This window comes from Desulfobacterales bacterium (genome assembly GCA_028704555.1).
GTDB lineage: Bacteria > Desulfobacterota > Desulfobacteria > Desulfobacterales > JAQWFD01 > JAQWFD01.
The window spans coordinates 35,508-60,502 of the sequence record JAQWFD010000023.1 but is presented as its reverse complement, the minus strand read 5'-3'; the positions used below and the strand labels follow the sequence as shown (position 1 = coordinate 60,502).

The following is a 24,995-nucleotide window of genomic DNA, read 5'->3' as shown; positions in this document are numbered from 1 at the left end:
AGCATTATAAGAGTTATATTTTTTTATGACTTTATGTTATCAGGAGGTTATTTTTTATCTACGCGAAAATAAATTTTTTTTATGCCATTTTGCCAGGCGTAACCATTTGGTTTTTTAATATATAACGGTCATGAAAAAATGCATATCCATGAAATTGAAAGTATGATATAAGTTGACTATGCTACACAAAGTCCGCATAGATGCCCCCGGGGCACAACACAAATGGGACAGGTAAATAATGCTTGGCCCAACCGGATACAAGTGTTATGGAACAAGGAAGATGATCGGTCAAAGAAACGATACAAAAGAGGGGAATAAAAAATGCCGCGTACATCAAGAATGATCGTTTCCAACGAAACAGCCGTATATCATGTCATGTCTAGGACGGCGTTGGACGGTTTTCCGATAGGGGATGTCGAAAAGGATTTTCTGCTGGGACTGATCAAACGGTTTTCAAAGCTTTATTTTACCGAAATTATTGGGTTTTGTCTCTTAGACAACCATTTTCACATCCTAACAAAAATGATACCGGAAACCAAGTTTTCGGATGAGCAGATCCAGAAGCGATATGAGGCGTTTTACGGGGATGAGCGGGTATTTGCCAGGGGTCAGCTTCCGGCTTTCCGGGCAAAATACGGCAGCCTTTCGGAATTTGTCCGGGAGATCAAGGTTGGATTTGCACGGTATTACAATAAGCGTTATAACCGCAGGGGCTATTTCTGGGGAGAGCGGTTTAAAAGCGTGATCGTGGATAAGGGGGAAACCCTGGTAAACTGCCTGGCGTACATCGATCTTAATCCCTTGCGGGCAGGTATCGTAAAGCGTCCGGAACAATACCGGTGGTGCTCGCTGGGGTACCACATTCAGACCGGCAATAAAGATGATTTTCTCTCCACCGATTTTGGCATGAAAGAGTTCAACGTAACTGATGAAAAAGAAAGAATACGGCGGTATCGCCGATATGTGTATGAAGCCGGCGCACTGAACCGCCCGCATAAGGGCAGAGCGCAGGTGATCGATGAAAAGACGGTTGAAAAGGAGCGGGAAAAAGGCTTTGAGCTGACCCGCACGGATCGTTTCCGCTATCGGACCCGGTATTTTACCGATTCGGGAATCATCGGTTCCCGGGAATTTGTCTCCCACCACTACCAGAATTTCCGGCACCTGTTTCAATCGAAGAATGAAAAGAAACCAAAACCCGTAAAAGGACTGTCAGGGATGTATTCCCTCAAGCGGCTTTCCGAGGCGCTGTAACGGGAACTGCGGGATGGGTGTCATCCATATTTGTATGTATGTGGAGCCGGGTGCACCACACCATCGACCTCATTTTCATGTATACTATCAGAATCAATCTGCTGTTTATGGGATTGACACTATTGAGACGATAAGTGGCACATTATCTTTAAGGCAACAGCGGCTTGTAGAAGCATGGGCGGAACTACATCATGGAGAATTATTGGAGAATTGGGAACGCCTCCAGTCAGGGCAACTGCCATTTAAGATTGCACCTCTTCGATGAAAGGAAATTATAATGTCTCATCCAATTTATCGGATTGTTAATTTTGATATCATTAAACCCTATACTTTACGGATAAAGTTTGATGACGATATGGAACGAATTATAAACTTCAGGCCTGTTTTAGAAGGGTCACTATTTGGGCCATTGCAAGATGAAACCGAATTCAATCAAGTTGAAATAAATCCGGAATTGCACACTTTGGTGTGGCCAAATGGGGCAGATTTTGATCCGGAAACATTGCATGAGTGGCCGAAATACGAAGAACAAATGCAGCGTATGGCAAAAAAATGAGAAAAGGGGTCAAGTCTGCCTTTGACCCTTATTGATTTTGAGGGACAGGGGATGGGGACAGGTAAATTATGAAAACGGAGACGGTGTTGAAATTGCGCGTTTCTTTCTTACCGTTCGTTGGCATTGCTTTAGCACGCATTTTTTTGCCAGGGTATCGGGATAGCAGCGTTTTATTCGTTGTTTTGTCCAGATTTTTCAATGCTTCTCCGATTGCAATGAGCAGCATGCATATACTATCAAGTTTTTCCATGCCAGCGGGAGATCCTGTAAAATCACTTACTTTTTTTACCGGCTCAAATTTCTGTAAAATAGTTTGCGCAGCCTGATGAATCTGTCTCATTATTTCTAAGGCAAGCTCCTTATCATACATAGACGGCTTCCTTATCTATCCTTTTTTTCAGAAATGCATTCATGCTATCCCTGTATCTTACAATATCCACCTTTCTGTGTAACTGTTCCTCTAATTCCTGCTTTATCCCGTTAAGATAGAATAAATCCGTTTTGCCAAGTTCAACAACAACATCAATATCACTTTCCGCGGTCATATCATCACGTGCTGCCGAACCAAAAATGCCCATTTTAAGAATAGTGTACCGTTCTTTTTTTTCTCCTTTGAATCGGCGTAGATGGAGGAGTATTTCGTCTTTTTTTGTCATAATCTACCTCCTTGAAGGGTGTGTCGTGGTCAATTCAATCTTTTCCGGTGATTGACGCCCTTTTTCTCGTCTTTGAATCGGCGCGGATGAGGGATGTATAAGAGAATTCAATTACGTCGTAATATTCGGAAGCTGATTTTATGTCAATTGCATTTAACAGGGGGCAATATTGGGAAGAACGGGGATGGTGTTTAAATTGCGCGTTTTTTTTGCCTCACGCCCGCATTGCTTTAGCACACATTTTTTTGCCGCGGATTTACGCGGCTTGGCCCGGATCTTTTTTTTATCTGCGTACATCTGCGTAAATCCGTGGCTGATTTTTTTGAAAGTGAAGATGGAAGGGCTTGGGTGATCTATATGCGTTGTATGCCTATCGCCACCCTGTGGGGGCTTCCGGACGTTATTGCTGAATTCTTTATCCACGGGCTTGTGCCCGTGGATACGGATGTATCGCCCTCTGCGAGGACGGGAAGGTGGGGAAAGCCGAGTTTTCGTTCGGGAACTTTTGCTGAGGTGAATGGTCTGGAAAAGTAAAAAGTCCTTGATAGGGTACTTTTTATTGAAATCCTCCGCAAAAACTGATAAAAGTCCTTTATCGGTAACTTTTTACGCAGGAGATAAATTGAAACTTTCAACAAAAATCAATAATCCTGAAGAACTCGGGCGATATATTCTCAAAGAGCGCAAAAATTTAAAGCTGACTCAAAAAGAGATTTCAGAATTTACTGATGTTGGCCGAAAGTTTGTTTTAGAACTTGAAAAAGGTAAAACAACAGCTCAAATCGGTAAGATATTTGAAGTTTTAAATGCGCTCGGGCTTGAGCTTCATCTCATTAAACGGGGAGATAGCTGAGCTTGGAAAAACTTAATGTTTTTTTTAATCAGAACCTGGTCGGGGTTCTTAATCTGGACAGCAATCGATTATTTTCATTTTCTTATTCCGGAAAATGGCTTGAAGCACCTGACTCTTTTCCATTATCTATTTCTTTGCCTTTAGTAGATGAGATGTTTCCAGATGATAAGGTGAAGCCTTTTTTTGCCAATCTGCTGCCGGAATCTGCTGTCAGGAATTTAATTGCCAGACGGCTTGGTGTTTCCGAAAAAAATGACTTTCTGCTTCTCAAGTTTCTTGGCGGTGAATGTGCCGGAGCCATAACGATTCTTCCTGAGTCCATATTGCCTGAAAAAAACGATCAATACAGGTATCGACTTCTTTCAGAAGAACAGATGGCGGATTTGATACAAAATATTCCAAAGCGCCCTTTACTTGCCGGTGAAGAAGGTATTCGTATATCATTGGCAGGGGCACAGGAGAAACTTGCGCTTTTTTATAAAAATACATTATTTTACATCCCATTAAATGGCGCTCCAAGTAATTGTATTTTGAAACCTGGTATGGTTCATTTCAAATCTTCCATTGAAAACGAATGTTTCTGCATGATGCTTGCCGGCTCTTTAAATCTGCGTGTTCCATCTGTTGAAATTATTGAAAAAAAGAGCAATAAAGTGCTGTTGATTCAAAGGTATGATAGATTTTTTCATAATGATGCTGTTATTCGTCTGCATCAGGAAGACTTTTGTCAAGCCATGGGGCTTTCTCATGAATTGAAGTATCAGGCTGATGGAGGCCCGGGCCTTAAAGAATGCTTTGATCTTGTGCGCAAGTATTCGGCAAACCCTGTTAAAGATATGCAGCAGCTTTTACGGTGGGTTTTTTTTAATTATTTAATAGGAAATATGGATGCACATGCTAAAAATCTATCTTTTTTATATCACATGAAACAAATAAGATTAGCGCCTTTTTATGATATGCTCTGTACAAATATTTATGAGGAGCTATCTCAAAAGCTTGCCATGAAGATAGGAAAAGAAAACAGGCTGGAATGGATAATGGAAAGGCATTGGGAAAAATTTGCAGTGGAGATAAATATACGTCCGGTAGTTGTTAAAAAACAATTAGCCGGTTTCTGTCATAAAATGATTAACCAGGTTGAGAAAATCTATACGGATTTTTCCGACGAATATGAAAAAAATGAGCTTGTTCAAGATATCATAACTGCCATAAGACGAAGAGCCGGGAGAACTCTTGATGTTTTAAAATAAATGTCCGGTTGGGGGCATTACCTTGATTTGTGATTATCTGTCCATTTAACAAGTGGGAGAAGAAATGCCGCGTACCATGTCATGTTCCGGACGGCGCTGGACGGTTTTCCGATCACGCATTTTTTTGCCGCGGATCTACGCGGCTTGGCCCGGATCTTTTTTTATCTGCGTACATCCGCGGCTGATTTTTTTGAAAGGGACAGGGGCTCTTATACTGTTACACCAGCTCAAGAAGTCTATCAACTGAGATACGAGCTTGTTTTAATATATGCGACAGTGTGGATCTCTTGATGGGACGATGCACAGGAATTGTCAGTTTAAGAACCTCGTCCTGTAAATTTTTCTGAAGTCGAATATGACTTCCCTTCTGGCGGACAACTACCCATCCATCACGTTGCAACGCTCTTCTTAACTTTTCATATCCTAAACTCGGTACCTTCGTCATACGGCAATTTCCATAATCTCATGGCCAGGGGGTAAGGTGAGATCGTCCTCCACCGGTTCCAGATATAGCTCTATAGCTTCCTTTATATTTATCATGGCCTCCTTTCTGGTGTTTCCCTCGCTGATACATCCCGGAAGGCCTGGGACATAAACAGTGTAACCGCCCTCATCACTCGGTTCCAGAACAATTTTTAATTTCATACCTTTTTTCCTCCAAAACTAAGAAATGCAGATAAAGTCGCATCATATTGTTTAATATGTGTAATAATATCCAGATCATAATCCGGATGTCAAATTCATTTTTATCCCGTTGTCGTCATTCCTGCGGGCTTGGTCAAACCTTGATTTGTGGTTATCTGTCCATTTGACATTTTATGTGAGTTGTATGCGTGTCGCCGCCCTTGCGGGCTGGAGGGTGGATGCAAGTACTATCAGCTTCAGCTTATCCGTTGGCAGGTAATTCAAATTCTTTCCGGGGTAATTTTGCCTGCCTGATTATTGATTGCAGGGTTCCTTTTCGAATTTTTTTATGATCGGGCACCGGCACTGTAATTGTCCCGTCATGTATTTTCTTTTGCATAATTACATGGCTGCCTTTTCTTCGTATTTCCGTAAATTCATGATCAGATAAAATTTTACATACATCTGTACCTGACAGGACCTTTAGTTTAGCCAACAGCAACCTCCATTTGAGTTATGTATATTTCGTCATGCAGCCGATCTTCAATCTCTTCTGGTGACGCACACTCGAAGAATAGTTCAAGCGCTTCCTGAAGATTTTTTTTAGCCTCACTGACTGTTTCCCCCTGGCTTGCAATATCCAGTTCAGGACATAAAGAAACATAGCCCGTTCCCTCTTTTTCAATAATTGCTGTCATATATCTTTTCATGGTTTTTCCTTTTTATTTAAAATAATTATCTATTGTAGAAATCACAAAGCCCCATGACTTGGGGATCAAACCTTGATTTGTGATTATCTATACATTTGTTATTTCAAGATGCTCTGGATTCCCGCCGCGCAGAAATGACGGGCGGCGGATAATTTTTATGATATCTTTTTGATCATTTTGTTTATGGTTTGGTCAAAAGGGTGTTGCAATGAGCAGCATGCATATACTATCAAGTTTTTCCATGCCAGCGGGAGATCCTGTAAAATCACTTACTTTTTTTACTTTCCAGTATTCCTTGAGCGTTTTACGCAAGGGTTCACCATGTTCCTGGGGAGCCGGCATGAGGCGTGTTTCTATGGCAATTTTTATTCGTTTCCTGATATCAGCGTTAAGTTTCGGGATATCGCGCTTTTTCACATCCGGATGGTAGATGAGCGAAAAAGGCATTAGTACCTCCTTGTAAATGAGCATAGTGTATCTCTTTTGCCCCCAGTGTGTCAACTCAAACCCAGGGACAACTCTCCTCTTCAAATCCGTGGAGAAAACGGTGTTTAAATTGCGCGTTTTTTTACCTCACGCCCGCATTGATTTAGCACACCTTTTTTTGCCGCGGATCTTTTTTTTATCCGCGTAAATCTGCGTAAATCCGCGGCTGATTTTTTTGCATCCAGTCCTTGATTTTTTCGGTGTTTGTAATTACAATGTATTTACAAACTTATCAAGGGGACAGTCTATGAGAGCGCGTGTTATAAAAATTGGTAATTCACAGGGATTGCGTATTCCAAAACCGATACTTGAACAAACCGGAATTAAGGATGATGTTGAAATAGAGGTTGAGAAAAATCAAATCATCATACGCCCGGTAAAAAATTCCAGGGAAGGCTGGGACAATGCTTTTAAGGCAATGGCGGAAAAGGGCGACGACACACCTCTGATCGGGGATGAAAACGTACTGAGTTCATGGGATGAGGAAGAATGGCAATGGTAATTAAGCGCTTCGATGTCTATTTAATAAATCTGGATCCGACTGTTGGCGCTGAAATACAAAAAACCAGACCGTGCCTGGTAATTTCACCTGACGAGATGAACCGTCATATCCGTACTGTTATAATAGCCCCGATGACTTCTGCCGATAAGGATTATCCGACTCGAATACCATGCACATTTAAAAAGAAAAAAGGTCAAATCGTTTTAGATCAGATACGTACGATCGATAAAATCCGATTAGTAAAAAAATTTGGTACGATCGATTCCAAAGCCCAGGCAGAAGTCATATCGGCTTTGCAACGATTGTTCGCTTTTTAATATAGAAGGAAACGGGGACGGGGTTGAAATTGCGTGTTTCTTTCTTACCGTCCGTCGGCATTGCTTTTCACGCATTTTTTGCCGCGGATTTACGCGGATTGGCACGGATTTTTTTTATCTGCGTAAATCTGCGTAAATCCGCGGCTGATTTTTTTGAAGGGGAGGGGACAATTCTATAATTATTCGAAAACATTCTTGTTTTAGTTTATGCCAACTGATAAAGAAATTGAAATTTTCATGTAAAAAAAGGTTTTGTTTATGGTTACAACGCTCAATGTTAATAGCGATCTTAATACGGTACTGCCCGGCGAGGGCTACGATGGTGTAGTGCGTATATCGATCGGCGGCTTGTATGGCACAGGGGCCTTGCTCTATGATGGGCAGGCGATATTAACTGTAGCGCACTTGATAGAAGGTAATGATTTATCGACGGGAAGTGTGCTTTTTGATGCGGCTGCCGGCCTGGTAAGCTATCAGATTTCTGATGCGTTGATTCATCCGGAATATGATCCCGCTGATGCCAACTCTGATTTGGCTTTGTTGTGGCTGACTGATTCAGTGCCTGCGGATATAGACCGCTATGCTTTGTACCATCAGCAGCCTGAACCAGGCCAAATATTTACAATGGTGGGCTATGGCCTGCAGGGCACCGGTCTGGCGGGTACGGTGCCGGCAATTGTCAGTGAGCCTGTTCGAATCAAGGCGCAAAATACCATGGATGGTGATGCGGGAGACTTGAAATTGAGCCTTGGCTCTACCATGGCATGGTCTCCGGTTTCTGAATCCCTCTGGGTATCTGATTTTGACAGCGGCTTTTCCGGTGAGGATGCGCTCGGCGAGTGGCTGTCGTATTCACATACGGGCCTGGGGGCGAATGAGGGACTGATTGCGCCCGGGGATAGTGGCGGGCCTGCCTTTATTGACGGTCAAATCGCAGGGGTGGCTGATTATACGGCAAGTTTAAGTACCTCAGATTTTTCTCCTGATATTGATGATGCGTCTAACAGCAGCTTTGGGGAGATTGCTTTCTGGCAAAACATATCTTATTTTGATGACTGGATTGATCAGTCTCTGCGCGCGCATTATCCGGATGCCCCGAGTTGTGCAGGTGAGGTCCAGAAGACCATCTCAGAAGGCGATGCGGGAACAAGTCTGGTTTATTTTCTGGTTGAGTTCAATGGGGAACGCGACTCGGGAGATCAAATTCTGAGTGTCGATTATCGGACATTAGATGGAACGGCAAAAGCCGGCGATGATTTTATTGGCACTCAGGGCACATTATTATTGTATGAGAATGAATATCAGGCCGTCATTCCCGTGGAAGTGATCGGGGATAACCTGGAAGAGCCGGATGAAATTTTTTACCTTGAGATCAGCAATCCTGTTGGTGGATCGTTTTCGGACGGGCAAATCACACTCACTGCACAACGAACGATTATAGATGATGATTGGGCGTAGCTATCGGCAGGCAGAAGCGGGCAACACAGCAGCCGGTTGTTATCGGGGCGATTTTTTTGTGGCGCTTGATTTTTTTCTGCAAAAGTACTAACATAATTTTTTTCTTATGAAGAGTTAATTTGTCCGATTATCGTTAAGTTGACCTTAACCTACGTTGATGGAGTTTTATATGTCAGAGATTTTTCCTGTTTCTGCCGAGCGCCACGGTAAAAAAACGCTTTTGCCTTTGTCTTCATATGCCTTTGCAGCAAAACAGAATTTAGTACCGCTGGTAGCTTCCGAATTTTCGTCGGTAATTCACCGGTTCCCGATCGTTTTTATTAAATCGCAGGAAGAATACGGTGTTTTTGCACTGCTCGGGCTGACCCAGGGACAAAATCTGTTCGTGGACCCGGCAGGCCGGTGGGTGTCTGATTATGTGCCGGCGACTTTCAGACGCTACCCGTTTGTGTTTGCATCATCCGGGGATTCGGAAAAATATGTCCTGTGCATCGATGAAAAGAGCGGCCTGCTGGCCGATACCGGTGGGGAGCCTTTGTTTACCGCTGAGGGTGAGAAGGCGCCGGCCCTGGAAAAAGCCATGTCGTTTGTGACAGAATATCAGAAATCAGCCCTGATGAGCAAAAAACTGTGCGATACGCTGACCGAATACGAATTGCTGGCCCCCCTGGCGCTTCAGCTCCAGACGGATAAGGACAAAGCCGTTAAAATCGAGGGATTGGTGCGCGTTGACGAGCAGAAATTAAACGCCCTGGAATCCGAAAAATTCATGCACCTGCGTAACACCGGTCTGCTGGCCTTGATTTATGCCCATTTTTTTTCGCTGGCAAATCTTCAGGGTCTGGCGAACAGAATGAAGGCGGCCAAAATGCCTCGACCTGAGAAGAAAATAGCCATTCCCAACGACTTTACGTTTTAACCGGATTTTTTTCATTATATTATTGCTCACCGGATCGATAGCACCTGTCCGTGTCCTCCCCCAAGAGGCCGGAGGGTTGTCCCTGTTATGAGGAAAATTTCCAGAGGGTTTAACCCTGTAATCCGGCTGTATCTCAGTATTGAGATTTGGTTATGAATCCAGTTGTTGAAGTTATTCTGTCCACGTATAACGGTGCCGAAAATGTATCGGCCCAGATTGATTCAATTTTAAACCAGACATACAAAACCTGGCGTCTGATCATAAGAGATGACCGCTCTTCAGATCAAACGCCTGATCTAATAAAACAATATGGAAAAAAAAATCCTGAAAAAATTTTCATAGAAATTAACGATGGATGCCGGGCAGGGGCGTCGGCAGGTTTTGGAAAACTTTTGGATCAGTCTTCTTCTGATTATGTCATGTTTTGTGATCAGGATGATATCTGGCTGCCTGATAAAATTGAAATAACCCTCAAAGAGATGCTAACCGTTGAAACCAGGGTTGGCAAAGATACCCCTGTTCTGGTCCACACCGATCTTAAGGTTGCAGATAAAAACCTGAATATTATCTCGGATTCTTTTTGGAGATATCAGAATATATGTCCTGAATACCGGGAGAAACTTCATCACCTGCTCAATCAAAACGTAGTGACCGGCTGCACCGTGATGATCAATCGAAGATTGCGGAATTTGGCATGCCCCATCCCCCAGGGGGCCATGATGCACGACTGGTGGATTGCGCTTGTTGCTGCTGCGTTTGGAAATATCAGCCATATTGCCCAACCGACCGTACTCTATCGACAGCACGGTAATAACGCCGTGGGGGCAAAACACTGGGGGCTGCCTTTTTTAATTGAACGGGCTATCGATTCTGATGGAAACGTGAAAATATCTTTGTTACGGGCTCAAGCGCAGGCAAGGGCGTTTGTCGAGAGATTTGCTGGCAGACTTTCCCCGGAACAGGCCCAACTTGTCAGGTGTTACGGACAGTTATCAACCTATCCTTATCTGCTGAGACTTTGCTATATTTTCAGATATCGTTTCTTCAAGATTGGATTTTTAAGAAATATAGGCCTGATCCTGAAAATTTGATCTTCAACGGAAAATCCTAAAAAATTTAAAACAAAAATACAACATGATGCCAACTGACGGTCGACTTATTTGCTGCAATAATCAAAGAATTGCTTTTGATAAAATGAAATCCAATAATTATATATTTGATATCATTATTGTTAATTATAACAGCACCAGTTATCTGATAAAAAATCTTGAAACCATTTATGCCCATATCGGGCATCTGGCTGTTCATATCGTGATATTAGATAATAACTCCAGAGATGATGCTGATCGAATTGCTACCTTGTTTCCTCAGGTAACATTTATTAAAAACAGCGTTAATATGGGGTTTGCCAGAGCGGTCAATCTTGGGTTGAAGGCTGGAAAAGCGCCGTACGTGGTTTTATTAAATCCGGATTCCATCGTGCTGGATAATTTTTTTGTCCGGGTTCTGGCGTATATGGAGAAAAAACCCGATATCGGAATAATCGGCCCCAGAATCCTGGAAAAAGACGGATCCGTTCAAGGCTCTGCCAGATCCTTCCCAAATGCCCTCACGGGATTGTTCGGACGTACGTCAATTATCAGCAAATGGTTTCCAAATAATCGGTTTACGCGTAAAAACATTCTTACCCAAAAAAGTAACGGCTTAAATCCTGTCGAAGTGGATTGGGTTTCCGGAGCCTGTATGGTTGTCAGAAGAAAGGCTATAGAAACTGCCGGAATGATGGATGAGCGGTTTTTCATGTATTGGGAAGATGCGGACTGGTGCAGACAAATGTGGAAAAATGGCTGGAAAGTCGTATATTATCCGCAAACATCATTAACCCATTACGTTGGGAAAAGCAGTGAAGAAAAGCCCATTCAATCATTGATACACTTTCACGTGAGCGGTTACAGGCTTTTTGAAAAATATGCAACCGGAGTGTATCGATTGTCAATGCCGGTTGTGATAGGATGCCTGGGATTTCGATGCGGTGGGAAATTATTGATGCGGGTGGGTAAGGATTTCGGGAAAAATATATTTTTATGTCTTACCTGCCTTCTGATCCGTTTACCCTGCCGTATCAGCCGGCAAATACGTAAAGCATTCGCCGGCTGACACCCAAAAAAGGGCAGGGCAGTTTACTCCCGATTCCCGCCGAATATCCTCAGCAGCATCAGGAACAGGTTGATAAAATCCAGATACAGGCTCAACGCCCCCAGAATTGCCCCTTTTCGGATAGCCCCGGCTTCCAGGTCAGCCGGTTGAGTGGCCGCCATCATTTTGATTTTCTGGGTATCGTAGGCGGTTAATCCGACAAACACAATGACTCCGATGTAGCTGATGATCATGCTCATGCCGCTGCTTTTGAGAAAGATGTTCACCACAGAGGCGATGACAATGCCGATCAGGCCCATCATCATGAAACCGCCCATGGAGGTCAGATCCCGTTTCGTGGTCGATCCGTAAACACTGCATGCGATAAATGTGCCCGCACAGATGAAAAAGGTTGATGCAATGGAGCTTCTTGTGTAGGCAAGAAATATGGCAGACAGCGTTGCCCCGTTCAGGGCGGCGTACAGCACAAAGAGCCCGGTGGCGGTAGACGCCTGCATTTTATGAACCCGGGCGCTGATGGAAAAAACCAGGGCCAGCTCCCCGATGATCAGTCCGAAAAACACAAGCTTATTGCCGAATATCAGGCTCAGCATGGTTTCGCTGTTGGATACGTAAAAGGCCACAAATCCGGTTAACGCAAGGCCGATCGCCATCCAGTTGTATACACTTCGGACAAATTCATTGACCTGAACCTGTGCCTGTGTGCTTTTGAGTGGAAAAGTTTCCATTATAACCTCCTGTTATGATGTATAATAAAATGTTTAACACAATATACGCTGAAATGTTTCAGGATTTTCTTTTTAAGAAATTTTAATTTATCATAACTATAATGCATGATAAAGCAAATTCAAGCATTATGGTACGGAGCCATGAGGGCTCGATCAAAAACAGCTTCTCATTATAAGCGCAGATGCAGCCTGAACCCTTGATAACACAGGTCTTTTTATGAAACCGGAACAGACATATCAGCATTTGAAAGATCTGGCAGAAAGGCTTGAAATATCCGTTCTGGAGAAAAGTTTTCGCAATGCCGGCATCAATATACAAAGCGGATTTTGCATTATCAGAGACAAAAATGTGCTTGTGATGGATAAGCATCTGCCGATACGAAAAAAAATCAGGCTCATCGCGTCCGTCCTCAGCAAACTGTCCTTTGATGATATATATATTCTGCCAGCGATCCGAGAGGTTATCGAAGGGGAAAAAGGGGCCTGAACGCCGCGGATTTTCGGGAATAAATAAAAGTTTACGTAATATTTATTATCAGACGTTATTTTTATGTGTACCCGGACGGCCTTATCATATGATTAAAAGATTGAACGGCCGGTGCATCTATGCTAAATCTTGTCCATGCCATTTCATATCAAGGTCATACAGGATTATATCTGATCTGACCCATAATTTTTACAATTAATTTCACAGAAAAACCCATATTGTGATTTTAAACGATAATCATTCAGCAAACCGCATACTGACCGTTTCAGAATTCACATCTGATATCAAGCGTCTGCTTGAAGCACATTATCCGCTGATCTGGTTGACCGGTGAAATATCCAATTTCAGAATGCCTGTTTCCGGGCATTATTATTTTACATTAAAAGATGAACAGGCCCAGATCAGTTCGGTCATGTTTCGGGGCCAGAACCGCAGCATGAAATTTCAGCCGGAAGATGGACTTCATGTTACCGGACTGGGTCGAATCAGTGTGTATGAACCCCGGGGAACCTATCAGGTTATATTTGAATATCTCGAACCCAAAGGCATCGGAGCGCTCCAGGTTGCTTTTGAACAGTTAAAAAAGCGTCTCGGCGAGGAAGGACTTTTTGATGATCAATATAAAAAGCCCCTGCCGTTTCTTCCCCGAAAAATTACTGTCATTACGTCCCCTACCGGTGCCGTGGTTCATGATATTATCAATGTCGTCACCCGGCGTTGTCCAAATATTCATCTTGAAGTCATACCGGTCAGAGTTCAGGGAAAGGGCGCTGATATTGAAATTGTCAGGGCCATTGCGCTGATGAATTGCCACGCCTCTTCAGATCTGGCCATACTGGCCCGGGGGGGCGGATCTCTGGAAGATCTCCAGGCCTTTAATTCCGAAATAGTGGCCCGTGCGGTATTTGCCTCTCAAATCCCGATTATTTCTGCAATCGGACATGAAACCGATTTCAGTATTTCCGATTTTGTTGCAGACCTCAGGGCCCCTACTCCCTCAGCTGCTGCAGAGCTGGCTGTCCCGGTCAGGCAGGAGCTTGAACTTAAAATCAAGGGGTTATCCTCCCTGCTTTCGGCAACATTTGACCGATGTGTTGAACGGATCAGATCCCGGCTGACCGACATGACGGATCGACTGGTTCACCCGGGGAAAAAAATTCAGGATTCACGGATTCGGATCGATGATTACACGTCACGGATGATCCGATCGTTCAGGCACATTGAAAGGCAGAAAGCGCAATATCTTTCCTGGAATATTGACCGGCTGCTTTCAAATAATCCTGCAAAAAGCATATCATACTGGCATGGAAAACTGGACCAGTTGACCGGGAACCTTGTGCATGCTATCCGCACGTATCTCAATCGTAAAAAAATGATGCTCCGTGAAAAGTCTTCTATACTGGAAGCCTTGAATCCGGTTGCCATCCTCTCAAGAGGATACAGCATTACCAGGACGATGCCTGGCGCTGTCGTTGTCAGACACGCAGATGATGTCTCTATCGATCAGAATCTTGAAGTTATTCTTTCAAAAGGGTCTCTCGTATGCCGGGTAGAAGGGAAAACACCAAATGGCGAAAAAGACGTTTGAACAATTAATGAAGCATTTTGAGCAAATTGTTCAGGAACTGGAATCTGAAGGCCTGCCGCTTGAAAAAGCATTAAAAAAATTTGAGGAAGGTGTCAGGGTTTCAAAACTATGTTCGGAACAACTGGATGAGATTGAACAGAAGATTACCCTGCTGACGAAAGATCAGGCCGGCGAAATCGTTGAAAAACCATTTTTTTCGGAGGTTGACGACGATATGGACATTCCTGATGACAAGGCGTTATAATGTGACTCCGATAAGTCCGGAAAGTATGAGAAACATGATGAATTTTGATCTGAAAGCATACTTGAACGAAAAATCAGCGCTGATCAACTGCGAACTGAAACGTTTGATTCAAAGCAATAATCATTCCAGCCGGCTGATGAAAGCAATGGCGTATTCATTGATGGCGGGTGGAAAGCGGATTCGGCCGATTCTGTGTATTGCAGCGGCCGAAGCCGTATCCGGTGATTCAGCAGATGTCCTGTCTCCTGCCTGTGCGCTTGAGATGATCCATACGTATTCTCTGATTCATGACGATCTGCCTTCCATGGATAATGATCATCTGAGACGGGGAAAGCCGACGTGTCATATCGCTTTTGACGAATCTACGGCGCTTCTGGCAGGTGATGCCCTGTTGACCCTGGGCTTTGAGGTTCTGTCATCCCCGTTGATGACAAACCGGGTATCTGAAAAAGTAATGCTGAGCGTATGTCATTTGACCGCCTGCGCTGCAGGGCGGCATGGAATGATTGAAGGCCAGATGCTGGATATGGCATCAGAAGGTATAATGATTCCTCCAGACAAACTCGAACAGATGCATTTGCTTAAAACCGGGGCGCTGATCAAAGCCTCGGTAAGTACCGGATCAATTATAGGCGGCGGAACGGACGAGCAGATTGATCAGTTAAAACAATATGCTGAATATATTGGGCTGGCATTTCAGGTCGCCGATGATCTTCTGGATATTGAAGGTGATCCGGTGATTACCGGCAAGGCTTCCGGTATGGATGCGAATCGGAATAAAAGTACTTATCCCTTTGTGCTGGGTATCGATCAATCTAAAGTGCTAGCGGAAAAGCTCATCGGGAATGCCTTGAATGCGATTGATAAATTTGATAACAGATCTGATCCGTTAAGAGCCATTGCCGAATATATTATTAGAAGAAATAAATAAGGGGCGCGGACGCAATTTTCCGACCGGTATATTTAGTGCCCGGCCTTATACAGACGAGGAGTCACAGATAATTTGAGTTTTCTTGAAAGTATTCAATCTCCTTCTGATTTGAAGAAGCTTTCGCGATCTGATCTTCCGGCTCTGGCTTCAGAAATTCGCAGACGCATTGTTGATGTCGTGTCAAAAAATGGTGGTCACCTGGCTTCCAGCCTGGGTGCGGTGGAACTTGCGATAGCCATCCACTACGTATTCAATGCGCCCGAAGATAAAATTATCTGGGATGTAGGCCATCAAACGTATGCGCACAAGATGCTGACGGGTCGGCTTGACAAATTTCACACCCTGAGGAAACTGGGAGGGGTTTGCGGCTTTACCCGAATGAGTGAAAGCATCTACGATGCATTTACAACCGGTCATAGCAGCACCTCCATATCGGCAGGGCTGGGCATGTCCTGCGCGAAGTATTTAAAGAAGGATCATTCGAAAGTCATTTCGGTGATCGGGGACGGTTCCATGACCGCCGGGCTGGCCTTTGAAGGTCTGAATCAGGCCGGAGGCCTCCAGCGCGATCTGATAGTGATTCTCAATGACAACGACATGTCGATTTCGCGAAATGTCGGTGCCCTCTCCTCTTTCCTGAGCCGGACATTTTCAGCCGGATATCTTCAGAACCTGCGGAAGGAAGTCGGAGATTTTCTGAAATCTCTGCCGAAAATCGGTGAAGACGTCTATGACTTTGCCAAACGATCGGAAGAATCATTTAAAGCCTTCGTTACGCCGGGTATGCTGTTTGAAGCCTTTAATTTTGATTATTTCGGTCCGATTAACGGACACAATTTAAATCATCTGATCGATATACTCGAAAACATTAAAAAACTCGATGGACCCGTGCTGCTCCACGTCACTACCAAAAAAGGAAAAGGCTATAAACCCGCTGAAAAAAATCCGATTTATTTTCATGGCGTAGGCTCTTTTGAAATCGAGACCGGAAACAGCGTTCCCACGAAAAATTCAATCCCAACGTATACCGAAGTGTTTGGTGACGTCATGGTCCGCCTGGCCCAGAAAGACAGCCGGATCATTGCGGTAACCGCAGCCATGCCGGAAGGGACCGGCCTGGGCAAATTCGCTTCCCTCTTTCCGGAACGTTTTTTTGATGTGGGGATTGCCGAACAGCACAGTGTCACGTTTTCAGCCGGAATGGCAGCCGAAGGATTCAAACCGGTGGTTGCGATATATTCGACCTTTCTGCAGCGCGCATATGATCAGATACTCCATGATGTGTGCATTGAATCCCTTCCGGTTGTCTTTGCCATTGACAGAGCCGGCATTGTTGGCGAAGATGGAGCCACCCATCACGGGCTGTTTGATATGTCGTATTTGAGAAGCATGCCGAATATGATCGTCATGGCGCCGAAAGATGAAAATGAATTATGCCGCATGATGGTGACCGCCCTATCCCATGAGGGCCCGATTGCTGTTCGATACCCCCGGGGACACGCAGAAGGGGTTTCCATTGACAGTGAGCTGGTACCGGTTCCGATTGGAAAAGGCGAGATACTGACCCATGGCCAGGATATAGTGATTCTGGCGATCGGCAGGCCCGTCCGGGACGCTTTGCAGGCTTATGATATGCTCAGCAGTCAGGGCATATCGGCAACGGTTGTCAATTGCCGATTTATCAAACCGCTTGATCAGGATCTGATCACCGGTCTGGTCAGAAAAATCCCGCGGGTAATAACGATAGAGGAACATGTCCGCCAGGGCGGGTTTGGAACGGCAGTGCTGGAATGTTTAACCGATGAAGGGCTGACCGGTTTTCATATCATCCGAATGGGTGTTCAGGATACTTTTGTTGAACACGGGCCTCAAAAACTGCTTCGATCCAGATATAAAATTGATGCGGATGAAATTGTAATATCAGCTGTAAGGTTAATGAAAAATGAGTTCAGTAAAAATAAGACTTGATCTTGCAGTGGTCCAAAAAGGACTGGCATCCAGCAGACAACGGGCACAGGCACTGATTATGGCCGGTAAAATTCTGGTCAACAATCAACCGGTGGATAAACCCGGTACCCGGATTTTGACCGAAGATGAACTGCTTCTCAAAGGAGAGCAAATCGCATATGTCAGCCGTGGGGGATTGAAGCTTGAAGCCGCCGTAAAATCGTTTGCCCTGGATCTGGCCGGTCTGGTTTGTCTGGACGTAGGCGCCTCGACCGGTGGATTCACCGACTGCCTTCTGCAGCATGGAGCAGATCGAGTATATGCGGTCGATGTCGGCTACGGCCAATTGGCCTGGAAACTCAGGCAGGATTCACGTGTCATCGTTATCGAGCGTACGAATATCCGCTATATGCCTCCGGAAACGTTACCCGAACCCGTTGATCTGGTTACCATTGATGCTTCGTTCATTTCTTTGAAAATTGTTATTCCCGCGGTGTTGAAATTTTTAAAATCCGATGCCCGAATCCTCGCACTGATAAAACCTCAATTTGAAGTCGGTAAAGGAAAAGTCGGCAAAGGCGGTGTCGTGCGGGATCCGTTACTCCATGATGAAGTGCTGCGGGATCTGACCGTGTTTTTCAGCGATATGGGATTGCTTAAAGAATCGGCCATTTGCTCACCGGTGCTGGGTCCAAAAGGAAACAGAGAATTTCTCATGTCTTTAAAATATTTGGGCTCATAATCTTGTGAATCGGGTTTTCTCTTGATTTTTGATCGATACATATATAATAAATTTGATTCTGCATGATGTTTGACAATTTGCCTCCGGCCAATCCCAATCTGGTTATACGATATTTACATACAATCGAATTTTAGTAACCGTCAGATTTAATCTGTTTTTTTAAAAATCTATCAGAGAGGAGCTTAAATGAGTGAAATGGTGGGAAAATTAAGAAATATTGCTCTTGTGGCTCATGGTGGTGCGGGAAAAACCTCGCTGGCTGAAATAATGCTGTACAAAGCAGGCGTTCTCAACCGTATCGGGCGTGTTGAAGACGGAAACACCGCCATGGATTTTGAACCGGAAGAGCTGAAACGCCAAACGAGTATAAGCAGCAGCTTTCACCAATATGATTTTAAGAAACACACCGTAAACCTCATCGATACTCCGGGAGACCAGAATTTTTTCTCAGATACCCGAAGTTCCATGCAGGCCGCTGATAGTGCCGTGGTTATTATTGATGCAATCGACGGCATAAAGGTCCAGACCGAACTGGCATGGGATTTTGCTAAAGACTTCAATATGCCCTGCGCGATTTTTATCAATAAGCTGGACAGGGAACGCGCTGATTTTTTGAAGACATTTAACGATGCAAAGGAAATTTTTAATCCAAAACCGATTATCGTTCAGCTGCCGATTGGTTCAGAGGAAAATTTCAACGGAATCGTGGATCTGATCAATAATAAAGCCTATACCTATGATCAGTCAGGCAAAGCAACGCCATGTGATATTCCTTCTGATATGGTTAAAACCGTGGAAGCCGAGCGTGAAGCCCTGATTGAAAATGTTGCCGAAGCACAGGATGAACTCCTTGAAAAATATCTGGAGGGAGAAATCCTTACCGATGATGAAATCAGAAGCGCTCTGAGAAAAGGAACGTTGTCCCGAACCTTTGTTCCGGTCTTGTGCGGTTCAGCCATTCAGGATATCGGTATCGATCTGTTGATGGACTTCATCGTCGAGTGCATGCCGTCCCCTCAGGATCGAGGTCCTGTGAAAGGGACAGATCCGGGTTCCGGAAATGAGATTGAACGGGAACCTGATCCGGACGCCCCCTTTTCCGCGTATGTGTTCAAAACAGTCGCTGACCCCTATGCCGGACGCTTGTCGATACTCAAAGTCGTTTCAGGGAAGCTCGGTTCAGACGGAACCTTTTATAATGTTAATAAAGAAACAAAAGAACGGTTCAGCCAGCTGCTCAGGATGGCCGGAAAAGAGCAGAAAACGGTATCCGGAGCAGGCCCCGGCGCCATTGTTGCTGTCGCCAAACTTAAAGAAACCACTACCGGCGATACCCTTTGTGAGGAAAGTGGTAAAATCAAATATCAAGGGGTTGAATCACTTCCCACCGTGATTTCCTTCGCGATAGAATCCAAAGCCAAGGGCGATGAGGATAAAATCTTTTCGTCACTGACAAAACTTCAGGAGGAAGATCCGGCCATAAGGCTGAATCGAAATGCTGAAACCGGTGAAATTCTGTTGTCCGGTCTGGGGCAGGTTCATATCGAAGCCACCATTGAAAAAATGAAACGAAAGTTCAATGTTGAAGTTCATCTGAAAAAACCGAAAGTGCCCTATCGGGAAACGATCAAGAAAAAAGTTCGCGTACAGGGAAGGCATAAAAAACAGTCCGGTGGTCATGGGCAATTCGGGGATTGCTGGGTTCAGTTTGAACCCAAGCCCCGAGGTGAGGGATTTGAATTTGTGGATGCCGTTGTCGGTGGTTCGATTCCCAGACAATATATTCCGGCCGTTGAAAAAGGCATTGTCGAGTCAGCAAAAAAAGGGGTTCTGGCCGGTTATCCATGCGTAGACTTTAAAGCGACACTCGATGACGGATCCTTTCATGCCGTTGATTCATCTGAAATGGCATTTAAGGTTGCCGGTTCTCTGGCTTTCAAAAAGGCTGTCGCTGAAGCGAATCCGGTTCTGATAGAACCCATAATGAAGGTTGAAATTATCACCCCGGACGAATTCATGGGCGAGATCATGGGCGATTTGAACGTCCGGCGCGGCAGAGTACTCGGAATGGATACAAAGGGTAAACATCAGGTCATCAACGCCAATGTGCCGATGGCTGAATTTCTAACCTATGCCCCTGATTTGCGATCCATGACCGGAGGTCGCGGGATGTTTTTCATGGAGTTTTCGCATTATGATGAGGTTCCTGCACAGATAGCTCAAAAAGTACTGGAAGAGCTTAACAAGGAAAAAGAGTAATGATAACGGCCAGATAAAAGATTTAATCTGAGTTTCTAGATTTTCGCAGGGCGGCAGGAAAAATTATTTATTTTCCTGCCGCTTTTTTTATACGCAACATACCAATTTTTTTTCTTTTGCCTCAAACGAGGTGTTCCTCAAGCGATAGCGCTCCTCAGTCCGCCCGCAGGGTGATACATCTTTTACATGGAGCGAATCCCGATTGAAAGGCTTCCCATGGGCTTGAAAATATGACTAAATTTCGTTTTTCTGTTTTTTTCCCGAAAGAACAGTTCACTGAATGAAACCGTCTGGATCGTTTATTGCCGATCACGCGCTCGTGCCGATTTTTCCATTGCGGCCATATGCCCTTTCGGGTCGACATGGCCAGCCGCTGGATTTCAAGCAACCGGTCCTCATATTTCAGATTCGGTGGCTGAGGCAGGCAATAGGCAAGTCCCTCCCTGATCATTTTCTGGTTGATACATGTGCCGTCAGCTAAAAAAACATACGCCAGAAGACGACCGTACTGATCGTGAGACTGCTGATCCGGTTCAAGCCGAACAAATTTCCCCAGCACCATGCGCCTGTTCAATTCGGCCGCCTCATATCCAAACGGTTCGGCGGGTTTATCGTCGTGGGCGATTTCAGGGGCGTTGATCCCAATATATCGGATCCGTCGACCATCATCTATCATGATGGTATCTCCGTCACTTACCCAGGCGACCCGATGCAACACCTGCTGAGCGTTCAGGCTGGAGTTAAACAGAACGATGCTCAGCATCAGAACATTCAGAATTAGGAAATGACGATATCTGGACTTAATCATCGCTTCCGGCCATATGTCCTTTTATTTTTTGCCTCAAACGAAGTGCTCCTCAAGCGATAGCGGTCCTAAGCCCGCCCGGCAGGGCGTTTTTCACCGATTCAGACCGCAGACCCGGATGGCGCTCTCATCGAGCATTTTCGGAAGACCGCCCTTCTCCGAAGGCAGAAACCCGGTAGATTTTTTCCATACTTCATCATCTTCCATACAAAAATATACGACAACCTCCGGAGCAATTTCCTTGATCCAGGATACGATTTTCCGGTAGAGCCGGATTCGAACCGGTTTAAAATATCTCATTTTTCCATCCAGACCCGGAATAAATTCGCCGTAAACGATCGTGGAATCCGGAAACCGCTTCTGAATCGTCTGCTTCAAATCAGGCATAAACCGAAATGTTCCCAGACTGATCCATGCGATATTATTCGCAGATACATGGGAAAATATCCCTTCTATAACCTGACGGTACTCGGTTTCACAGCCGTCATATATGACCATGGGGTCAAAATGGAAAGAAACCGGATATCCCCACGATTCGCACATGCTAGCCGCTTTGAGCCTTGCTGATAAGGATGAGGTCAAGCGTTCATCACTCCGGATAATCCGTTCGGTATTCACAGACCATGAGATAATTGTTTTTCGCCGGTGATCAAAATGCTCAAGCGCCTCAATGGCGACAGTCTTTGATTTTATTTCCAAAATGGCGTGGGACTGTTTTGCAAATTCAGGAACCAGCTTGGCAGACAGATCGTCCCAAAAGTCCCATATCAGGCTGTCGGTATATTCCCCCGTACCGATCCGGCGCATTTCCTTTTTATGGAAAAAGTCACCCAGTTCGGAAAGCATGTCTTCCTGATTGACGAAATATTGAAGAACCGGCGGATGAAAATAAGACTGCAGGATACAATAAGAGCAGTCCATCGTACAGAACGTACCGATATGAAGTATCATATAATCGCAGCAGGTATAGTTTCGGGTACCGGGACATTTCCGGACAAACGTTCCCCTGTTCCGGGTAAGGAACAAAACCTCTTTGCCCCGTTGAACCGGATCATCCGCAGATGATATATCCGCGTAAACACAGCGTACGTCATTGACAATCTCGGCAGGAAGATTCAGCTTTGACTGAATAGCACCCACCAGGGGCAGATTACAAATTTCATGATCCACATAGAGTTTTTTAATTGACACGGATTTAAACCACCTTTTTTTGAAAAAATCAGTCGTAAGTCAACAGTCGTGAGTCGTGAGGCAACAGTCCCGTAAACCCTCGTAAACAAAAATCCCTCTGAAGGGTTTTGTCGGAAGCTGACACCTTCAGAGGGATTATCTATTTAAAATAAATGGATATGTAAAACAAAAAAATTATTTAATCCGTTCTTTAATCAGTTTCTGAATGACACTGGCATCTTCAAGCGTACTGGTATCTCCCAGTTCATCTGCTTTGTCTTCCGCTATTTTTCGAAGAATGCGCCGCATGATTTTACCACTGCGTGTTTTGGGCAGTGCCGTTGCAAACTGAAGCTTATCCGGTGTGGCAATTGCCCCGATTTCCTTCCGAACATGATTGATCAGCTCTTTTTTCAGTTCATTCGTGGGTTCAACGCCAAGTCTCAGGGTTACGTATACGTAAATCCCCTGCCCTTTTACATCATGCGGCATCGCAGTGGCAGCGGCTTCAGCAACCACTTCATGCAGCACAAGCGCGCTTTCAACTTCCGCGGTACTGATCCGATGACCGGAGACATTCATAATATCATCCACCCTGCCCTGCAGAACATAATAGCCTTCAGAATCCATCAGACAGCCGTCTCCGGTAAAATACATGTTCGGATACTGCATGAAATAAGTCTGCTCGTAGCGGGCATGATCATTATAAATGGTTCTGGAAAGTCCGGGCCAGGGTTTTTTAATACAAAGATGACCGGTTTCGCCCGGAGGCATCTGCTTTCCTCTGTCCTCCGGATTTTCCATTCCCGGATTTGCGACCCATGGGATGATGCCGGGAAACGGGAACGTGGCTGCCCCGGGTTTTGTGGGTATCGCACCCGGCAACGGGGAGATCATAATCCCGCCGGTTTCGGTTTGCCACCAGGTATCCACAATCGGGCAGTTTTCTTTACCGATATGTTTATGAAACCACATCCAGGCTTCCGGATTGATCGGTTCTCCGACACTGCCGAGAAGTTTCAGGCTGGAAAGATCCCGCCGGGTCGTCCATTCATCTCCCTGGCTGATTAATGTCCTGATAGCCGTCGGCGCCGTGTAACAGATATTGATCCGGTAGCGTTCGATCAGTTCCCATGCCCGATCCGGTTGTGGATACATGGGTGTACCTTCATACATGAAGGTGGAGGTTCCGTTCAGCAGCGGACCGTACACGATATAGCTGTGGCCGGTCACCCATCCGATATCTGCCAAGCACCAGTACAATGTTTCAGGATGTATGTCGAAGATCAATTTCTGAGTGATATATACATAGGTCATATATCCACCGGTCGTGTGTACCTGGCCTTTGGGCTTTCCGGTGCTGCCGCTGGTATATAAAAGAAAGAGGATATCCTCTGCTTCCATTTGCTCACATTCACAGACATCGGAGATATCCTCTGCCCGCATCTCATCATCCCAATAGGTATCTCTCCCCTTTTGCATTTCAATCTCATTGCCGGTGCGACGGACAACGATGACATGCTCGATGCTGTGGCAATCTCCCAGCGCCTGATCCGCATTGGCTTTCAGATCAAACAGCTTTCCGCCTCTTACGGACTGGTCAATTGTAATTAGCATTCTGGATTCGCTTTCCTGGATGCGGTGCATGAGGGCATCGGCTGAAAACCCGCCAAAAACGACGCTGTGAATGACACCCAGTCTTGCGCACGCGAGCATGGCAACCGGAAGCTGCCAGACCATGGGAAGATATAATGTTACCCGGTCGCCTTTTTTCAATCCCTTTTTCTTGAGCACATTGGCAAATCGGCATACTTCCCTGTGCAGCATCTGATAGGTCAGTACCTTTACCGCATCATCCGCTTCTCCCTGCCAGATGATAGCCGCTTTATTCCGATTGGGCGTATCGAGATGACGATCCAGGCAATTATAACACATATTGGTATAACCGCCTTTAAACCATTCATGAAACACCCGGCCTTTTTTAATATCAAAGTTGTAGTCCAGAATGGTTTCGGGCTTTTTGAACCAGAACAGCTCATTGGCTATGCCGCCCCAGAATTCATCAGGTTCTTCAATAGATTTACTGTAGATTTTCTGATATTCTTCAAAAGATTTTACCCAGGCGTTTTGTGAAAATTCTTCCCCGGGATAAAATTTTCCATTTTTTTCGATAATAGCCATAGGTCAGATTCCTTTTTTGAATATGGTTAAACATAGACAACAACGTATTAAAAATATAAACGCATAATCTAAAATGCTACGTTTTACTGCAAAACGCTGATGAACCGGATATCGTTGGTATAGTGAGCAGGATATTTTGAACGTATTTTATACGAAACAGTGTGGTTCCCG

General features: G+C 44.9%; 28 protein-coding genes. 17 read left to right on the top strand and 11 right to left on the bottom strand.

All coding sequences use genetic code 11. The features are described from left to right. The first annotated feature begins 321 nt into the window (after window positions 1-321). Entirely contained in the window at window positions 322-1,254 is a 933-nt protein-coding gene (locus tag PHQ97_10080) for a hypothetical protein (protein ID MDD4393079.1), read from the top strand. Window positions 1,255-1,531: 277 nt separating this feature from the next. Next, window positions 1,532-1,810: a DUF2442 domain-containing protein gene (locus PHQ97_10075; GenBank protein ID MDD4393078.1), complete on the top strand. Its 279-nt coding sequence runs from the start codon at window positions 1,532-1,534 to the stop codon at window positions 1,808-1,810. Between the two features lie 28 nt (window positions 1,811-1,838). On the opposite strand, the gene PHQ97_10070 is transcribed toward PHQ97_10075, so the two are convergent. Together PHQ97_10070 and PHQ97_10065 are read right to left on the bottom strand one after the other, a co-directional pair. Continuing rightward, a complete protein-coding gene (locus tag PHQ97_10070; GenBank protein MDD4393077.1) occupies window positions 1,839-2,180 on the bottom strand; it encodes a hypothetical protein in 342 nt (113 codons plus the stop codon). Beyond that, on the bottom strand, window positions 2,173-2,466 hold the full coding sequence (locus PHQ97_10065) for a nucleotidyltransferase domain-containing protein (protein MDD4393076.1): 294 nt from the start codon (window positions 2,464-2,466) through the stop codon (window positions 2,173-2,175). The genes PHQ97_10070 and PHQ97_10065 overlap by 8 nt, the downstream gene beginning before the upstream one ends. A 622-nt stretch (window positions 2,467-3,088) precedes the next feature. On the opposite strand from PHQ97_10065, the gene PHQ97_10060 reads away from it, so the two are divergent. Both PHQ97_10060 and PHQ97_10055 read left to right on the top strand, forming a co-directional pair. After that, window positions 3,089-3,319 carry a helix-turn-helix domain-containing protein gene (locus PHQ97_10060; protein MDD4393075.1) on the top strand — a complete coding sequence of 77 codons (231 nt, stop codon included), beginning with the start codon at window positions 3,089-3,091 and terminating at the stop codon, window positions 3,317-3,319. A 2-nt stretch (window positions 3,320-3,321) separates the two neighbouring features. Then, window positions 3,322-4,569, top strand: a complete 1,248-nt coding sequence (locus tag PHQ97_10055; protein MDD4393074.1) for a type II toxin-antitoxin system HipA family toxin — start codon at window positions 3,322-3,324, stop codon at window positions 4,567-4,569. A 217-nt stretch (window positions 4,570-4,786) separates the two neighbouring features. Here PHQ97_10055 and PHQ97_10050 read toward each other — a convergent pair whose 3' ends face one another. The 5 genes from PHQ97_10050 to PHQ97_10030 form a co-directional block, all read right to left on the bottom strand. Next, a complete protein-coding gene (locus PHQ97_10050) occupies window positions 4,787-5,014 on the bottom strand; it encodes a type II toxin-antitoxin system HicA family toxin (GenBank protein ID MDD4393073.1) in 228 nt (75 codons plus the stop codon). Next, complete coding sequence (locus PHQ97_10045; GenBank protein ID MDD4393072.1) at window positions 5,011-5,214, bottom strand: type II toxin-antitoxin system HicB family antitoxin; 204 nt, start codon at window positions 5,212-5,214, stop codon at window positions 5,011-5,013. Before PHQ97_10045 ends, PHQ97_10050 begins: the two co-directional genes overlap by 4 nt. A gap of 241 nt (window positions 5,215-5,455) precedes the next feature. Beyond that, complete coding sequence (locus tag PHQ97_10040; GenBank protein MDD4393071.1) at window positions 5,456-5,689, bottom strand: type II toxin-antitoxin system HicA family toxin; 234 nt, start codon at window positions 5,687-5,689, stop codon at window positions 5,456-5,458. After that, window positions 5,682-5,903, bottom strand: coding sequence for a type II toxin-antitoxin system HicB family antitoxin (locus tag PHQ97_10035; protein MDD4393070.1), 222 nt, complete (start codon window positions 5,901-5,903; stop codon window positions 5,682-5,684). Before PHQ97_10035 ends, PHQ97_10040 begins: the two co-directional genes overlap by 8 nt. Window positions 5,904-6,095: 192 nt before the next feature. Further along, window positions 6,096-6,350, bottom strand: coding sequence for a hypothetical protein (locus PHQ97_10030; protein MDD4393069.1), 255 nt, complete (start codon window positions 6,348-6,350; stop codon window positions 6,096-6,098). Between the two features lie 286 nt (window positions 6,351-6,636). On the opposite strand from PHQ97_10030, the gene PHQ97_10025 reads away from it, so the two are divergent. The 6 genes from PHQ97_10025 to PHQ97_10000 all read left to right on the top strand — a co-directional run bounded on the left by PHQ97_10025 (window position 6,637) and on the right by PHQ97_10000 (window position 11,742). After that, window positions 6,637-6,891, top strand: coding sequence for an AbrB/MazE/SpoVT family DNA-binding domain-containing protein (locus PHQ97_10025; GenBank protein ID MDD4393068.1), 255 nt, complete (start codon window positions 6,637-6,639; stop codon window positions 6,889-6,891). Further along, a complete protein-coding gene (locus tag PHQ97_10020) occupies window positions 6,879-7,208 on the top strand; it encodes a type II toxin-antitoxin system PemK/MazF family toxin (protein MDD4393067.1) in 330 nt (109 codons plus the stop codon). Before PHQ97_10025 ends, PHQ97_10020 begins: the two co-directional genes overlap by 13 nt. A gap of 258 nt (window positions 7,209-7,466) precedes the next feature. Continuing rightward, entirely contained in the window at window positions 7,467-8,666 is a 1,200-nt protein-coding gene (locus tag PHQ97_10015; protein ID MDD4393066.1) for a Calx-beta domain-containing protein, read from the top strand. Window positions 8,667-8,835: 169 nt separating this feature from the next. Continuing rightward, window positions 8,836-9,585 carry a SapC family protein gene (locus PHQ97_10010; GenBank protein ID MDD4393065.1) on the top strand — a complete coding sequence of 250 codons (750 nt, stop codon included), beginning with the start codon at window positions 8,836-8,838 and terminating at the stop codon, window positions 9,583-9,585. Window positions 9,586-9,737: 152 nt separating this feature from the next. Continuing rightward, the gene (locus PHQ97_10005; protein MDD4393064.1) at window positions 9,738-10,676 is read left to right on the top strand and encodes a glycosyltransferase family 2 protein; all 939 of its coding nucleotides are present in this window, start codon (window positions 9,738-9,740) and stop codon (window positions 10,674-10,676) included. A gap of 103 nt (window positions 10,677-10,779) precedes the next feature. Further along, window positions 10,780-11,742, top strand: coding sequence for a glycosyltransferase family 2 protein (locus PHQ97_10000; GenBank protein MDD4393063.1), 963 nt, complete (start codon window positions 10,780-10,782; stop codon window positions 11,740-11,742). Window positions 11,743-11,765: 23 nt separating this feature from the next. Here the strand turns inward: PHQ97_10000 and PHQ97_09995 are convergent, their stop codons facing one another. Further along, a complete protein-coding gene (locus PHQ97_09995) occupies window positions 11,766-12,470 on the bottom strand; it encodes a Bax inhibitor-1/YccA family protein (GenBank protein ID MDD4393062.1) in 705 nt (234 codons plus the stop codon). 217 nt (window positions 12,471-12,687) lie between these two features. Here PHQ97_09995 and PHQ97_09990 point away from each other — a divergent pair, with 217 nt between their 5' ends. The 7 genes from PHQ97_09990 (at window position 12,688) to fusA (ending at window position 20,668) form a co-directional block, all read left to right on the top strand. Further along, entirely contained in the window at window positions 12,688-12,957 is a 270-nt protein-coding gene (locus PHQ97_09990; GenBank protein MDD4393061.1) for a hypothetical protein, read from the top strand. Window positions 12,958-13,177: 220 nt separating this feature from the next. Then, on the top strand, window positions 13,178-14,545 hold the full coding sequence (xseA, locus tag PHQ97_09985) for an exodeoxyribonuclease VII large subunit (protein MDD4393060.1): 1,368 nt from the start codon (window positions 13,178-13,180) through the stop codon (window positions 14,543-14,545). After that, the gene (xseB, locus tag PHQ97_09980; GenBank protein MDD4393059.1) at window positions 14,526-14,789 is read left to right on the top strand and encodes an exodeoxyribonuclease VII small subunit; all 264 of its coding nucleotides are present in this window, start codon (window positions 14,526-14,528) and stop codon (window positions 14,787-14,789) included. The genes xseA and xseB overlap by 20 nt, the downstream gene beginning before the upstream one ends. Window positions 14,790-14,823: 34 nt before the next feature. Next, the gene (locus tag PHQ97_09975; protein ID MDD4393058.1) at window positions 14,824-15,720 is read left to right on the top strand and encodes a polyprenyl synthetase family protein; all 897 of its coding nucleotides are present in this window, start codon (window positions 14,824-14,826) and stop codon (window positions 15,718-15,720) included. Between the two features lie 72 nt (window positions 15,721-15,792). After that, complete coding sequence (gene dxs, locus PHQ97_09970; protein MDD4393057.1) at window positions 15,793-17,688, top strand: 1-deoxy-D-xylulose-5-phosphate synthase; 1,896 nt, start codon at window positions 15,793-15,795, stop codon at window positions 17,686-17,688. After that, the gene (locus tag PHQ97_09965) at window positions 17,663-18,409 is read left to right on the top strand and encodes a TlyA family RNA methyltransferase (protein MDD4393056.1); all 747 of its coding nucleotides are present in this window, start codon (window positions 17,663-17,665) and stop codon (window positions 18,407-18,409) included. Before dxs ends, PHQ97_09965 begins: the two co-directional genes overlap by 26 nt. 186 nt (window positions 18,410-18,595) lie before the next feature. Continuing rightward, the gene (fusA, locus tag PHQ97_09960; GenBank protein ID MDD4393055.1) at window positions 18,596-20,668 is read left to right on the top strand and encodes an elongation factor G; all 2,073 of its coding nucleotides are present in this window, start codon (window positions 18,596-18,598) and stop codon (window positions 20,666-20,668) included. Window positions 20,669-20,822: 154 nt separating this feature from the next. Here fusA and PHQ97_09955 read toward each other — a convergent pair whose 3' ends face one another. From PHQ97_09955 to acs, 3 genes are all read right to left on the bottom strand, one after another. Next, window positions 20,823-21,476, bottom strand: coding sequence for a thermonuclease family protein (locus tag PHQ97_09955; GenBank protein MDD4393054.1), 654 nt, complete (start codon window positions 21,474-21,476; stop codon window positions 20,823-20,825). A gap of 90 nt (window positions 21,477-21,566) precedes the next feature. Beyond that, a complete protein-coding gene (locus tag PHQ97_09950) occupies window positions 21,567-22,664 on the bottom strand; it encodes a DNA photolyase (protein MDD4393053.1) in 1,098 nt (365 codons plus the stop codon). Window positions 22,665-22,838: 174 nt separating this feature from the next. Continuing rightward, window positions 22,839-24,824 carry an acetate--CoA ligase gene (gene acs, locus PHQ97_09945; GenBank protein ID MDD4393052.1) on the bottom strand — a complete coding sequence of 662 codons (1,986 nt, stop codon included), beginning with the start codon at window positions 24,822-24,824 and terminating at the stop codon, window positions 22,839-22,841. Between the last annotated feature and the right edge of the window lie 171 nt (window positions 24,825-24,995).

Coding starts and splice junctions, on each gene's coding strand:
- PHQ97_10015 (MDD4393066.1), top strand. CDS start 7,467: ATGGTTACAACGCTCAATGTTAATAGCGATCTTAATACGGTACTGCCC.
- PHQ97_10030 (MDD4393069.1), bottom strand. CDS start 6,350: ATGCCTTTTTCGCTCATCTACCATCCGGATGTGAAAAAGCGCGATATC.
- PHQ97_09990 (MDD4393061.1), top strand. CDS start 12,688: ATGAAACCGGAACAGACATATCAGCATTTGAAAGATCTGGCAGAAAGG.
- PHQ97_10020 (MDD4393067.1), top strand. CDS start 6,879: ATGGCAATGGTAATTAAGCGCTTCGATGTCTATTTAATAAATCTGGAT.
- fusA (MDD4393055.1), top strand. CDS start 18,596: ATGAGTGAAATGGTGGGAAAATTAAGAAATATTGCTCTTGTGGCTCAT.
- PHQ97_10065 (MDD4393076.1), bottom strand. CDS start 2,466: ATGACAAAAAAAGACGAAATACTCCTCCATCTACGCCGATTCAAAGGA.
- xseB (MDD4393059.1), top strand. CDS start 14,526: ATGGCGAAAAAGACGTTTGAACAATTAATGAAGCATTTTGAGCAAATT.
- PHQ97_09995 (MDD4393062.1), bottom strand. CDS start 12,470: ATGGAAACTTTTCCACTCAAAAGCACACAGGCACAGGTTCAGGTCAAT.
- PHQ97_09975 (MDD4393058.1), top strand. CDS start 14,824: ATGATGAATTTTGATCTGAAAGCATACTTGAACGAAAAATCAGCGCTG.
- PHQ97_10045 (MDD4393072.1), bottom strand. CDS start 5,214: ATGAAATTAAAAATTGTTCTGGAACCGAGTGATGAGGGCGGTTACACT.
- PHQ97_09955 (MDD4393054.1), bottom strand. CDS start 21,476: ATGATTAAGTCCAGATATCGTCATTTCCTAATTCTGAATGTTCTGATG.
- PHQ97_10005 (MDD4393064.1), top strand. CDS start 9,738: ATGAATCCAGTTGTTGAAGTTATTCTGTCCACGTATAACGGTGCCGAA.
- PHQ97_10080 (MDD4393079.1), top strand. CDS start 322: ATGCCGCGTACATCAAGAATGATCGTTTCCAACGAAACAGCCGTATAT.
- acs (MDD4393052.1), bottom strand. CDS start 24,824: ATGGCTATTATCGAAAAAAATGGAAAATTTTATCCCGGGGAAGAATTT.
- PHQ97_10000 (MDD4393063.1), top strand. CDS start 10,780: ATGAAATCCAATAATTATATATTTGATATCATTATTGTTAATTATAAC.
- PHQ97_10025 (MDD4393068.1), top strand. CDS start 6,637: ATGAGAGCGCGTGTTATAAAAATTGGTAATTCACAGGGATTGCGTATT.
- PHQ97_09965 (MDD4393056.1), top strand. CDS start 17,663: ATGAGTTCAGTAAAAATAAGACTTGATCTTGCAGTGGTCCAAAAAGGA.
- PHQ97_10010 (MDD4393065.1), top strand. CDS start 8,836: ATGTCAGAGATTTTTCCTGTTTCTGCCGAGCGCCACGGTAAAAAAACG.
- PHQ97_10070 (MDD4393077.1), bottom strand. CDS start 2,180: ATGTATGATAAGGAGCTTGCCTTAGAAATAATGAGACAGATTCATCAG.
- PHQ97_10075 (MDD4393078.1), top strand. CDS start 1,532: ATGTCTCATCCAATTTATCGGATTGTTAATTTTGATATCATTAAACCC.
- PHQ97_10035 (MDD4393070.1), bottom strand. CDS start 5,903: ATGAAAAGATATATGACAGCAATTATTGAAAAAGAGGGAACGGGCTAT.
- PHQ97_10050 (MDD4393073.1), bottom strand. CDS start 5,014: ATGACGAAGGTACCGAGTTTAGGATATGAAAAGTTAAGAAGAGCGTTG.